Source organism: Paraperlucidibaca wandonensis, from assembly GCF_042677145.1.
Classification (GTDB): domain Bacteria; phylum Pseudomonadota; class Gammaproteobacteria; order Pseudomonadales; family Moraxellaceae; genus Perlucidibaca; species Perlucidibaca wandonensis.
The window spans coordinates 1,630,859-1,643,264 of the sequence record NZ_JBHTIT010000001.1 but is presented as its reverse complement, the minus strand read 5'-3'; the positions used below and the strand labels follow the sequence as shown (position 1 = coordinate 1,643,264).

General features: G+C 53.1%; 13 protein-coding genes. 7 read left to right on the top strand and 6 right to left on the bottom strand.

What is annotated here, in order from left to right; all coding sequences use genetic code 11:
* Nucleotides 1–32 precede the first annotated feature (32 nt).
* The 4 genes from ACFQ0F_RS07740 (at nucleotide 33) to ACFQ0F_RS07725 (ending at nucleotide 2,639) form a co-directional block, all read left to right on the top strand.
* Nucleotides 33–530, top strand: a complete 498-nt coding sequence (locus tag ACFQ0F_RS07740) for a DUF4442 domain-containing protein (RefSeq protein WP_379070828.1) — start codon at nucleotides 33–35, stop codon at nucleotides 528–530.
* Complete coding sequence (locus ACFQ0F_RS07735; protein ID WP_340675498.1) at nucleotides 530–1,177, top strand: MBL fold metallo-hydrolase; 648 nt, start codon at nucleotides 530–532, stop codon at nucleotides 1,175–1,177. The genes ACFQ0F_RS07740 and ACFQ0F_RS07735 overlap by 1 nt, the downstream gene beginning before the upstream one ends.
* A gap of 116 nt (nucleotides 1,178–1,293) precedes the next feature.
* Nucleotides 1,294–1,698, top strand: a complete 405-nt coding sequence (locus ACFQ0F_RS07730) for a PA2779 family protein (RefSeq protein ID WP_379070824.1) — start codon at nucleotides 1,294–1,296, stop codon at nucleotides 1,696–1,698.
* 11 nt (nucleotides 1,699–1,709) lie between these two features.
* Nucleotides 1,710–2,639, top strand: coding sequence for a PA2778 family cysteine peptidase (locus ACFQ0F_RS07725; RefSeq protein ID WP_379070821.1), 930 nt, complete (start codon nucleotides 1,710–1,712; stop codon nucleotides 2,637–2,639).
* Here ACFQ0F_RS07725 and ACFQ0F_RS07720 read toward each other — a convergent pair.
* Nucleotides 2,629–3,123: a hypothetical protein gene (locus ACFQ0F_RS07720; RefSeq protein ID WP_379070818.1), complete on the bottom strand. Its 495-nt coding sequence runs from the start codon at nucleotides 3,121–3,123 to the stop codon at nucleotides 2,629–2,631. The genes ACFQ0F_RS07725 and ACFQ0F_RS07720 overlap by 11 nt on opposite strands.
* A 30-nt stretch (nucleotides 3,124–3,153) precedes the next feature.
* Entirely contained in the window at nucleotides 3,154–4,167 is a 1,014-nt protein-coding gene (gene lipA, locus ACFQ0F_RS07715; protein ID WP_379070815.1) for a lipoyl synthase, read from the bottom strand.
* 172 nt (nucleotides 4,168–4,339) lie between these two features.
* Between lipA and sthA the strand changes: the two genes are divergently transcribed.
* Nucleotides 4,340–5,725 (top strand): Si-specific NAD(P)(+) transhydrogenase, encoded by a 1,386-nt coding sequence (sthA, locus tag ACFQ0F_RS07710; protein WP_379070812.1) that lies wholly within the window; start codon nucleotides 4,340–4,342, stop codon nucleotides 5,723–5,725.
* Between the two features lie 66 nt (nucleotides 5,726–5,791).
* Here the strand turns inward: sthA and ACFQ0F_RS07705 are convergent, their stop codons facing one another.
* The 3 genes from ACFQ0F_RS07705 to ACFQ0F_RS07695 form a co-directional block, all read right to left on the bottom strand.
* On the bottom strand, nucleotides 5,792–6,646 hold the full coding sequence (locus ACFQ0F_RS07705) for a bile acid:sodium symporter family protein (RefSeq protein WP_379070809.1): 855 nt from the start codon (nucleotides 6,644–6,646) through the stop codon (nucleotides 5,792–5,794).
* Between the two features lie 92 nt (nucleotides 6,647–6,738).
* Nucleotides 6,739–7,299, bottom strand: coding sequence for a PH domain-containing protein (locus tag ACFQ0F_RS07700; RefSeq protein ID WP_379070806.1), 561 nt, complete (start codon nucleotides 7,297–7,299; stop codon nucleotides 6,739–6,741).
* Nucleotides 7,300–7,409: 110 nt separating this feature from the next.
* Nucleotides 7,410–8,708, bottom strand: coding sequence for a DcaP family trimeric outer membrane transporter (locus tag ACFQ0F_RS07695; RefSeq protein WP_379070803.1), 1,299 nt, complete (start codon nucleotides 8,706–8,708; stop codon nucleotides 7,410–7,412).
* A 218-nt stretch (nucleotides 8,709–8,926) separates the two neighbouring features.
* On the opposite strand from ACFQ0F_RS07695, the gene acs reads away from it, so the two are divergent.
* Together acs and ACFQ0F_RS07685 are read left to right on the top strand one after the other, a co-directional pair.
* On the top strand, nucleotides 8,927–10,879 hold the full coding sequence (gene acs / locus ACFQ0F_RS07690; RefSeq protein WP_379070800.1) for an acetate--CoA ligase: 1,953 nt from the start codon (nucleotides 8,927–8,929) through the stop codon (nucleotides 10,877–10,879).
* Between the two features lie 30 nt (nucleotides 10,880–10,909).
* Nucleotides 10,910–11,581 carry a response regulator transcription factor gene (locus ACFQ0F_RS07685; protein WP_340675508.1) on the top strand — a complete coding sequence of 224 codons (672 nt, stop codon included), beginning with the start codon at nucleotides 10,910–10,912 and terminating at the stop codon, nucleotides 11,579–11,581.
* A gap of 10 nt (nucleotides 11,582–11,591) precedes the next feature.
* Here the strand turns inward: ACFQ0F_RS07685 and ACFQ0F_RS07680 are convergent, their stop codons facing one another.
* Nucleotides 11,592–12,404 carry a class I SAM-dependent methyltransferase gene (locus ACFQ0F_RS07680; protein WP_379070791.1) on the bottom strand — a complete coding sequence of 271 codons (813 nt, stop codon included), beginning with the start codon at nucleotides 12,402–12,404 and terminating at the stop codon, nucleotides 11,592–11,594.
* Nucleotides 12,405–12,406: the final 2 nt, after the last annotated feature.

Genomic DNA, 12,406 nt, shown 5'->3' with positions numbered 1-12,406 from the left:
CCCAAAATGTCATCATATCTGAAGGTGTCTGTATGAAAGCGAGTCGTCTACGGTGGTTGTTTTCTTTGTATTTTCCGTTCTTAGGGGCGGGTATTCGAGTCGATCGTATCAGTCCAGACTTTAGCGAAATCGACGTTTCCATGAAGCTAACGTTCTGGAATAAAAATTACGTCGGCACGCACTTTGGCGGCAGCCTTTACAGTATGGTCGATCCGTTTTACATGCTCATCCTAATGAGACGCTTAGGGCCGCACTATATTGTCTGGGATCAGGCCGCGAAAATTGATTTTTTGCGCCCCGGTAAGAGCCAAGTATTTGCCTACTTTCGCCTGCCTGATGGCCTGCTTGAGCAAATCAAAACACAGGCCGCCACAGGTGACGCCGTGCGTCCCGAGCTTGTTGTGGAGGTTGTTGATGCCGATGGCCAAGTGATTGCCCGCGTGAATAAAACCCTTTATGTGCGCCTGAAACCAGAGCACCGACCACCCGCTGCGGCCGAAATCAGTCGCCCGAACCAGGAGCTGAGTTAATGGCTTTACGCTTTCGTATTCACCCCGTGACCCCGTTTGAACAAAATTGTAGTTTGATTTGGTGCGATGCCACCAATGAAGCAGCGCTCGTTGATGCCGGCGGTGACGCCGATAAACTATTGGCTCTGGTCGCCTCCGAAGGCGTGACACTCACCAAGCTGCTAGTCACTCATGCACACATCGATCACGCCGGTGCCGTGGCCGATTTGGCTGAGCAATTGCACCTGCCAATTGAGGGGCCGCACCCCGGCGATCAGTTTTGGATCGATCGCTTAGATGATCAATCGCGCATGTTTCAATTCCCCACGGCGCGGCCATTTACGCCGACGCGTTGGCTAGATCAAGGCAATGAGGTCACGGTTGGTGCGGAGACATTATTGGTGCGCCACTGCCCCGGCCACACTCCAGGGCATGTCGTATTTATTTCGGAAAGTGCAGGCGTGAGTTTTGTTGGCGATGTGCTGTTTGCCGGCTCTATAGGCCGCACCGATTTCCCTATGGGCAATCATCAGGACTTGCTCGATGCCATTAAGCGTGAGCTCTGGACACTGCCTGATGATATGCGTTTTGTGCCCGGCCACGGCCCGATGTCGACCATTGGCCATGAGCGCCGTACCAACCCATTTGTGGCCGACCGACGCGGCTGAGAGGCGCATGTTAGCGCTTTGACTAAGCGGTTCGAAAGAATGGCGCGACTGGAGATATGTCAACGTGGTAGATGGTTTACGCGTATATTGGACAAGCTATCCATGAGGTAATAAAAATGAAAAAGTTCATTCGAGCTGCAACAGCAAGTGTATTGATTGTGACTACGAGCGCCTGGAGCATGGCTGCAATTGCTGGGCCCATTGCCCCGGAAACGTATTTGTCGAGCAGCGATAGCGCTGCAATTGAAGGCCAGCGTGCGCAGGTGGTGGATTGGCTTCAGCGCGAAGAAGTACGTACGCAAATGACGCGTTTTGGTGTTGACTCAGACCAAGCGGTTGATCGTGTTGCGGCATTATCTGATGAAGAAGTGCAGCGTTTAGCAGAGAAAATTGATTCCACGCCAGTCGGTGCTGGTGGTGGTGGCGTTATTGGCGCCGTCATCTTTGTTTTCTTGGTATTGCTAGTAACCGATATTCTAGGCTTCACCAAAATCTTCCCGTTCACACGCTCCATTCGTTGAGTCGATCCAGTATGCGTCTAAGCCAACTCTGGCTGACGGCGCTGCTGGCGTTATTATTGAGCGCCTGCATGACACCGCAGGCGCTTGATTTACGCGTGCAGCCGCCGCCATCGGTAGAACTCAGCAACGTCCCTTTCTATGCTCAGCGCGAGTATGAGTGCGGCCCTGCGGCATTGGCCATGGTGATGACCTATCTTGGTTCGCCGGTCACGCCCGAAGCGCTTGCGCCATCACTGTATATTCCAGGCCGAGAAGGCACGCTCACCGATGAGCTCGTGGCTCAATCGCGCCAGCGCGGGTTTGTGCCCGAGCGCTTAGCGCCGAACTTGCGCGTGCTTGCACAGGCAGTCGCCGATGGCAGCCCGGTCGTGGTGTTTCAAAACAATGGTTTGTCGTGGTATCCGGTCTGGCATTACGCCGTTGTTATTGGCGTCGATACTGCACGTGAAAAGATTATTCTGCGCTCTGGCGAGCAGAAGCGCTTGGTGCTGAGTTGGTCGGTGTTTGATCGAACGTGGGCACGTAGTGGGCGCTGGGCTACTCGTTTGCTGCCAGTGCAGGCTGAATGGCCGGCATCCGTGACCTCATCTGTCGTGGCTAAGCAGCTCGTGGTCATGGCTAAAGCAGCACCGCCAGAGCTTGCCATGGCCGGTTTGCGCCGTGGTCTAAGTTATTGGCCAGAAGAGATTTCCTTGTGGTTGGCACAGGCGCAGCTCGCTGAACAAGAAACAGGTTTGGCCAGCGCTGAGGCCGTGCTGCAGGAAGGTTTGAAAGCGCAGCCGGAGTCGCCTTGGCTGCTAAATAATTTAGCCGATGTGCTCATTCGCAGTGGCCGTCCCCTGTCGGCGTTGGCCATGGCCCAGCGTGCTGTAAAGCAGCTTGATCGGGCTGAGACGCGCGCCACATTGGCGGCGGCAAAAGCGGCGCTAGCTACTGACTAATATAGCGCGTGATATGCAGCGGCAAGCTCAACGCACTATCGCCATCCAACAGTGCTTCGGGGCAATGGCTTAGCTTTTTTGGTAGTTCGGTAGGAATCGACGAGCTGAAGCTGATGCGGACATCATTGCCCATGAGTGTGTTGTGTAAAGGGCTTTTCCGGCGCCATAGAACATAGCGAAAGAAGTGCCCAAGAATAGTAGTGCGCTGCATGAGAGTGACGCTAATGCTGCCCTGATCATTGGCTGTGATGCTGGCGCTAGTGGCCGTTAGGTAGTGGTTATCGACTTGAATGAGCACGCGCTGCTGGCCGAAAAAGCGCCAGACGGCTAGCCAAAACTGCAAGTTTTCTACGTAGAAACGCAGGCTACCAACCTTCTTTATAGGTGCACGAGATGCCCAAGCGCGCCAGCCAATATCGACGCGCTCACCAGGGATTTCGCCACTGGCGTGGTTGATCTGCAAACGATGAAACAAGTCAGTCATGTGCTAAAAGCCATCCAGTAGTTATGGCCATCAATTGGCTTGAGCCGCAACAGTCATCGCATTGACGTCGACGCCAGCAAATTGCAGGTCGGCGTGATAGCTCGAGCGCACCATGGGGCCGCTAGCAACGTTGCGAAAACCAATTTTGCGGCCATAAGCGGCGTAGCGAGCAAACTCATCGGGATGAACAAAACGATCGACCGGCGCATGCGTTTTCGAGGGCTGCAAATACTGGCCGATGGTGACTAGGTCGACATCGTGAGCTCTCAAGTCATCGAGTAGCGCGAGTACTTCTTCTTCAGTTTCGCCAATGCCGACCATAAGGCCGCATTTGGTGGCGATGTCTGGGCGCTCTTGCTTGAAGCGTTGCAGCAGTGTTAACGAGTGCTGATAGTCCGAGCCCGGCCGAATAGCTTTATATAAGCGCTGCACAGTTTCGATATTGTGGTTGAACACGTCTGGCGGGCATTCGCTGATTAAGCGCAACGCGATATCCATACGGCCACGAAAGTCGGGTACTAAAATTTCCATTTTGATGTGAGGGTTGCGCTCGCGCACAGCGACGATGCAGTCGACAAAATGCTGTGCGCCGCCATCCTTCAAGTCGTCACGATCGACCGAAGTCACCACCACGTATTTCAGGCCAAGGTTGGCCACTGTTTCGGCTAAGTTATGTGGCTCTTCGGCATCGAGCATATTGGGGCGGCCGTGGGCGACATCGCAAAATGGGCATCGGCGTGTACAAATATCGCCCATGATCATAAAGGTCGCGGTGCCGCCACCAAAGCATTCGGCAAGGTTAGGGCAGGCGGCTTCTTCGCACACGGTGTGCAGTTTTTGCTCGCGCAGCAGGCCTTTGATTCGCGCTACTTCGGCTGGGTTTTTAATGCGTACACGGATCCAGTCAGGCTTGCGCGGCATTTCCACGGTGGGGATGATTTTCACCGGAATACGCGCCATTTTCTCCGCACCACGCAGCTTCACGCCGGTCTCGATGCGCACAGGATTGGGGCTACTAAGAGTGGGCTCGCTGGAGTTGCTCATGATGGCTCATCAGGACACTAAAGATGTGCCTGAGTGTAGCGTAAAACCGATGCTAGTGTGCCGGCATGTATTACGCTGAGAGACCATTCTTTGGTTGAATAAGCCAGACAAACGCCCGTAAAAACACTACCCTAATAGTCAATCTAAGGCATAGCAAATAGGGCGGATCAGCATGTTAGCGCGTTACGATGTGGTAGTGATTGGTGCTGGACCTGCGGGTGAGGGTGCGGCCATGAAATTGGTTAAGGAAGGCCGGCGCGTTGCGGTGATCGATCAGCTTGGCGAAGTTGGTGGCAACTGTGCGCATGTGGGCACTATTCCATCCAAGGCACTGCGCCAGACCGTCTATAACCTGATGCGTTTTCGCCGTGACCCATTGCTGTCGCGCATGGCCGATATTCGCAGCCTGCCGCTGTCGCAAGTGTTGGCACGCGCGCATAAAGTCATTGATATACAAGTAACTACTCATCACCGCTTTTTCGAGCGCAACGACGTTGATCTGTATTACGGTGAGGCTCGCTTCGAGGATGATCACACCATGAGCGTGCTGACCTCTGAGGGTGTTAGCGAGCGCATTGGTTTTGAGTCTGCGGTAATTGCTACCGGCAGCCGCCCGTATCAGCCTGCTGACATCGACTTTAATCATCCACGCGTTTTCGATAGCGATAAGATCTTGAAGCTCGACTATCCAGTGCAAAAGCTGATTATTTATGGCGCTGGCGTGATTGGTTGCGAGTATGCATCGATTTTTGTTGGCCTCGGCTACAAGGTCGATCTGGTCAATACGCAGCCGCAGTTGCTGTCATTTTTAGACAATGAAATTGCCGATGCGCTGTCGCATTATCTTCGTGATTTAGGTGTGCTTATTCGAAATCAAGAGGAATACAGCAAGCTTGAAACGCAGGACGATTGCGTGATTTTGCACACGAAGTCGGGCAAGAAAATTAAGGCCGATGCCATTCTCTGGTGCAACGGCCGTGCCGGTAATACTGAAACGCTCAACCTTGAGGCCGTAGGCTTGAGTGCCAATAGTCGTGGCCAAATTGCTGTCGATGAGCGCTATTGCACAGACGCCGCGAATGTTTACGCGGCAGGCGATGTCATTGGTCCGCCCGCGCTAGCATCTGCTGCCTATGATCAAGGTCGCTGTGCCGCTGCGCACATCACTGGTAGTCAAGATGTGCCGCATGTTGGCGATGTGCCGACGGGCATTTACACCATCCCCGAGATCTCCTGCATTGGCCGTACCGAGCGCCAACTCACCGAAGATAAAGTGCCCTATGAGGTTGGTCAGTCATTCTTTAGGCATCTTGCGCGCGCGCAGATTTCGGGCGATGTCGTTGGTATGTTGAAAATCTTATTTCATCGCGATACGCGTGAGATTTTGGGCATTCATTGCTTCGGTAATAACGCCGCTGAGATTGTCCACATTGGTCAGGCGGTGATGAATTTGCCGAATAACTCGATCGAGTATTTTGCCAATACCACGTTTAACTATCCGACCATGGCTGAGGCTTATCGGGTGGCGGCGCTCAATGGCATGAACCGTCTGTTTTAACAGACACAAAGCGCTGCCTTAACACTAAAAAGCCCCGCCACATGCATTGTGTGGCGGGGCTTTTTTCTAGCTATTGCGGCTATGCATCCATTTCGCAAATGCACCGGCAGTGAAGAACATAAACAGGCTATACACCGCAGCAGGGATGATCATTGATGCCGATACCATTGCGCCCACGGCCATTGCTAGCGTGGTGTTATGCACGCCGAGCTCAATGCTGATGGCGGTTGATTGCGGGCCATCTAAGCCGGCGAGTTTTGAGCTGCCATAGCTAATGCCCATGGCGAAGACGTTAAGGCAGAGCACGGCTAGGCCGACGCTGGCGATATTGCTAAAGATATGCTCTTGCTCAGACCAGAGCACAACAAACACCACCAAGATAAAAAAGATGGTGGCGATTTTTTTCACTAGCGGCTCAAAGCGTATCGACCATTGTGTGGCGCGACTGCGAACAATCATGCCGATGCCTAGTGGTAGCAAGGTAATGAGCAGGATTTTCATCACGATGGGCATCATGGCGATTTCATATTGCGCTTCGCCATGCATAAACCATTGAGTCGATAAGTCGAGCAAGATCGGCACAGTAAACACTGCCGCAACACTACTAATTGCTGTCATGGTTAGTGATAGTGCGGTATCGCCTTTCGCAAGATGAGTGAGCATATTGGCAGTGGTGCCGCCTGGCGATGCGCCAAGCAATACCATGCCGACAGCAAGCTCTGGTGGTAGCTTAAAGGCTATTGCAAGGCCAACTGCGAGAAGGGGCGAGATGAAGATCAGGTTAGCCATACCGACGGCGACACCGCGTGGGTAGACCGCAACACGGCGAAAATCAGCGACTGTGAGCGCAAGCCCAAGGCTGAATAGAATGATAAAAAGAGAGATGGGCAGGAGCACCAAAATAAAAACGCTATCACTCATAGCAATGACCTAGGTTGTTTTAGTTGTGCCTAGATCATGCGTGAGACGAGTGACTTGCTCAAGTCCTAAATTTCAATACTGTAACGAATGGTTTAATTACTTGCCGTACGGCGACTGACAGCGACCGCGATCGCGCGTTTTGCACGCGTTGGATGGCCGATAACTGGCCCCCAAACTACTTCACCATTGATCAGTTGCATGCCAACACGGCCAATATTGAGGGCACGACCGGTCGCACCTTGCTGCACCCAAATTGAGCTGATTTGATGCAGCTCGATTTTGCGTTCAGCACGCCCAGCCAAGCCTTCGCGAACTAGCACGCGATGCTGGTTGATGCGCATGACATTACTGGTTTGACGAAGTACGCCAAACAGGCCGACCGCTAGCCAAAGTAGCCAGCCGCCTCCGCCGCCAGACAAAACGCCGGTCATTGCTAGAAATGCGTGAGCACTCCAAAACGCGGCAATCGGCCAAGCGCCGGTAGCGACGCAGAAGTCGACATGGCTATCTTTATCGGAAGCGGGAAGTGTGATGCTACGAAGGCGCTCAGTAGGGCCTCGGGTATCGAACTCGGGGGCTTTGCCTGCAGGAAGGCCATCGGTGATGGCTTCTAAGGCGCGTAAGCTGCGACCAGCAATGTGCCAGCGACTCATGAGCGTGTACTCAAATGGGCTAAGACAACTTAAGTGTAGGTTAGCCCATGGTGGTTTATCTGCAAGGCTTTAGTGGCAGATATGTATGGCCTTTGTGTGCCGCAGGGCGCTTAAAAGCTGTACTTGGCCATGAATTGCAGGCGATCTACGTTGCCGTCACGACCATCTTCAACCTCGCGATTGGCATGTAGATACTCAGCGCCAATATCCAGTTTCGGTGTCACGCTATAAATGATGTTGGTCAAGCCAGAGAAAATGGTTTTGTTGGCATCACTAATGGCTGCCGTTGGCGCCAGAATATCTGGGTTATCTATTGATAAAACAGAGGCCTGAATGCTGCTGCGCAGTTTATCGGACCATAAATGGCGATAGGTCACATAGCCCGCGACCACGTCAATTGCCTCTAGATTGCCACTGGCATCGACGACGGCATCACCGCTGGTTCCGAGCGCAACATAGCGACCGAGGCCGCTGCCGTAGGTAGCCATATAGCGAATATCATCGCCGCTACTGAGATTATATTTGCCTGAGAGAGAAATGCCGTAGCCTTCGGTAGTTTCATCTTGGCCGGCTGCATTTTGGCTAGTTTTTAGCTGGCGCGCCAAAGCGGCAACGCTGATATGGCCAAAGTCTGCTTTGTGCGTATAGCGAGCAACTAAGTCTGGCATGGCGTTGGAGCCTTGATCAGTAATCGATACGGCACCAGCTGGAACACTTCGGCTAGCTAGTGCAGTTTCGGCGTTCTCGACGGAGAACTGCCAATTACCCGTGCTATAGCGTACCTGAGGCTGGCGACCGAAAACTGTGCCATCGGAAGAACCAACGAAGTCCACAGTTTCAGGTAATGCACCGAGGTCTTGGAAGGTTGTCCAAGTTTGGCCAATCAACCATTTGTCATAGGTCAAAAATGCGTGACGTAAGCCGGGATCATAGTTGTTGGTGACGCGCTCAGAGCCACGTGCCGGGCTCTGAAAATCCATCTCGATATAGGCTTTGACCGACTTGCCATCGCCAGCAGGCGTTTCAGTCTTGAAGAAGAAACGTGTTTGCTGCGCGTGCATATCAAACACTGAACTTGCGTTGCCATTGCCAGCAGAGATGGGCGTGGCACTTGGCACGTAAAAGTCGCGACCACTGGAGCTGCCGGCCACTGAGCCATCAGAGAAGCGTGAATACAGTGCGTCAACTTTTACATAGCCGCCAAAACTAAATTTGGTATCACCAAAAGAGACGCTGCTATTTGAGGTGACTGGTGCTGGAGTGGCATTTTGTTGTGCCACTTGAGCTTCGAGCTGTTCTAGGCGATCGCGTAAGGCGGCAATTTCACTGCTAGTGTCTGCTAAGGCAAAGCCAGGAAACATGGCAGCAGCTAGTGGGGTCAGCAGGGCGATTTTGGTTAGGCGCTTCATCTTCTTATTCTCCAACGCAAAGTAGGTTTTGCTTGTATAGCGCTGCGCTGGTGTGAACTGTATTAGGCATTGGTATCTAACACTTAGGTCGTAATGCTCGGTGCTGGTAGAGTTTTTGTGCCAGTGATACGAAAGGCTAATGCAGATAATGCCTTGCGCGAGGCATACTCGGGGAAGGTGCTAAGGCATATAAGACAGACAACTGAGGAGCCAACGCCATGAGCGACGCCACTGTAATTCCTGTACCAGCCCATTATTTAGCTGCGGGCACACGTAATACCGCCGATGAATACGCCACGCGTTATGCCGAGTCGATCGCTAATCCCGACGCATTTTGGGCGAAAGAGGCGCAGGTCGTGGACTGGATGAAGCCATTCACTCAAGTCAAAGATGTCTCATTTAACCCTGAAGATTTACGCATCAAATGGTTTGCTGATGGTGAGCTCAACGTTGCCGCCAACTGCTTAGATCGTCAGTTAGCCAAGCGCGGCGATAAAACTGCCATTATTTGGGAGGGCGATGACCCGCGTGAGTCGCGCCACATTACCTATCGCGAGCTGCATGCTGAGGTCTGTAAATTTGCCAATGTGCTAACAGCGAAAGGTGTCAAAAAAGGCGATCGCGTCACCATTTATATGCCGATGATCCCAGAGGCAGCGGTGGCTATGCTGGCATGTACGCGTATTGGCGCGCCGCATTCGGTGGTGTTTGGCGGTTTTTCGCCAGACTCATTAGCAGGACGTATTGAAGACTGCGGTTCTACCGTAGTGATTACTGCCGACGAAGGCTTGCGAGGCAGCAAAGCTGTACCACTGAAGGCTAACGTCGATAACGCGATTCGCACGCCAGCAGGTTCTGGCGTGACCACAGTCATTGTGGTTCGTCGCACCGGTGGCTCGGTGAACTGGGATAACAAGCGCGACTTTTGGTACCACGACCTAATGACCGGCGCTTCAGCTGATCACGCTGCTGTCGCGATGAACGCCGAAGACCCGTTATTTATTCTCTACACATCGGGTTCGACCGGTAAGCCTAAAGGCGTGCTGCACACCACCGGCGGCTATTTGGTTTATGTCACCAGCACCTTCGCCAATATGTTCGATTTACGCGAAGATGATGTGTTCTGGTGTACCGCCGATGTAGGCTGGGTCACCGGACATAGCTATTTGCTCTACGGCCCTTTAGCCAATGGCGCAACTACCGTGATGTTTGAAGGTGTGCCGCAATACCCCGACTGGAGCCGTATTGGCAAGGTCGTCGATAAGCACCACGTCAGCATTCTCTACACCGCACCGACAGCCATTCGCGCACTGATGCGTGAGGGCGATGGCCCAACGCTAGAAAGCAGCCGCAAGTCGCTACGCCTGCTTGGCTCGGTCGGTGAACCAATCAACCCCGAAGCATGGAATTGGTATCACCGAGTTGTCGGCGACTCGCGTTGCCCAATCATCGATACTTGGTGGCAAACTGAAACTGGTGGCGTCTTAATTACGCCATTGCCTGGCGCTGTTGATATGAAGCCGGGCTCCGCCAGCCGTCCGTATTTCGGCATTAAGCCCGCTATTTTAGATAACGATGGCTCGCTGATGAAAGGCGTTTGTGAGGGCAACTTAGTTATTACAGACTCATGGCCTGGTCAGATGCGCTCGATCTATGGCGATCACAAACGCTTTGCTGAAACTTACTTTAACGTCTTCCCCGGCGTATACACCACTGGCGATGGCGCGCGTCGCGATGCCGATGATTATTACTGGATCACTGGTCGCGTCGATGATGTGCTAAACGTGTCAGGCCATCGCATGGGCACGGCTGAAGTCGAAAGCGCCTTGGTATCGCATGTGGCGGTGGCTGAAGCTGCAGTTGTTGGCTTTCCGCACGATATTAAAGGTCAGGGCATTTTTGCCTATGTCACGCTGCAAGAAGGCCATGAGCCTAGCGAAGAGTTACGCAAGGCTTTAGTGATTCATGTGCGCGCTGAAATTGGTCCAATTGCTGCTCCTGATCAGATTCAATGGGCACCTGGCTTGCCAAAAACGCGCTCTGGAAAAATCATGCGTCGCATCTTGCGCAAAATCGCCGCCAACGAGTTTGACGGCTTGGGTGACACATCAACCTTGGCCGATCCGAGCGTTGTCGATAGTCTGGTACAGGGCCGTCGCGCCGAGGCTTAAGCTATCGTTGCATTACTAGAGAGGTGTGCCATGTATTTTGTGATTGCCGATGATCATCCGCTATTTCGCGATGCCCTCAAAGGCGCCGTGGCACGTCTTTACCCCGATGCGACGATTGCCGAAGCTGACACCACGGCATCGTTGCAGACGTTATTAGAGCGTGGCGAAGAGCCTGATCTATTGCTCTTGGATTTGCACATGCCCGGTGCATCAGGTTTCTCAGGTTTGATTCATGTGCGTGCGCGCTTTCCATCGTTGCCGGTGATTGTGGTCTCTGGCAATGAAGAGCCTGGGGTGATTCGTCGTGCGGTAGCGCATGGTGCCAGTGGCTATATTCCGAAGTCGACAGGCTTGGATGAAATGGCGAAAGCTATTGCGCAAGTGCTCGATGGCGATGTCTGGTTGCCAGCCAGCGCGGCGAGTTCACAGCCTACGCATTTAGCCCCAGATGAAGCCGATATCGCCAAGCGTTTGCGTGATCTCACACCGCAGCAATTTCGCGTGCTGATGATGCTCGCCGATGGCCTGCTGAATAAGCAGATCGCCTATGAGCTGAACGTGTCGGAAGCGACTATCAAGGCACATATGACCGCTATTTTGAAGAAGCTCGGCGCATCAAATCGAACGCAGGCGGTAGTGGCTGCATCGAAGCTGCAACTCGACCCAAGTATGCGTTTAGCGCAGGTAATTGAAGAAGATTGATCGCGAGTTTTTACGCGGATTTTTCGCCAGAAATAAGCACATAACGCACCTTGCCGCTCGCGACTAATGAGCGGCAGAGTCGGGCTGTTAAGCTTAGTTTCCACCATGCCGGATGCAGCTGATCGCTAAGCGACAGGCTTTGTTTGCGATGCGCAATGGCAAGAGCAAAGCCTGCTAATACTGACTCTGTTAAATCATCGATACGCTGTATTGCTAAGCCAGCATTTTCAAAAATACTCGGCGGCTCAACACTCGAAAATGATTGATGCCAAACACCGGACCAGGCAATGCCGCAGGCCATTAATTGGGTTTTTAGCTGCGCTTTTTGTGAGCGCGTGAGCTCGGTATTAATGTGCAATGTGCTTAGCGCCCAACGCCCCTGCGGCGTGAGCTGAGCGGCAATATTACCTAAGCTAGAGCCGAACGATCGGGCATGATAAAGCGCATCAACAGCGATGATGACATCAACTAGCGGTAGCTCAGACCACGGCGCATCAAAGTCTGCCTGAATGCCACGATGATTTACGCCAAGCCCCTTGAACTCAGCCGGCAGCGTCGTTAGGGCCTGATCAATCGTGATGATATTGCGCACACCATGGCTCGCCCATAAGCGCAGGCTAGCACCTGCACCGGCGCCTAGCTCAAGCAAGCTGTCACGCTCGTTTATGCCAACTGCAGCAGCATGCAGCAGCGCTAATCGATTCGCTGCTTCGTTATATGGCTGGCTCGAGCTGAGTTGATTATCTTTGCTAATCCAAGCGCCGAGATTGCCCCAGTGCGGGGCAGGGCCAGCGGCGCCTAGTAAGCGACTTTGTACATCCACGC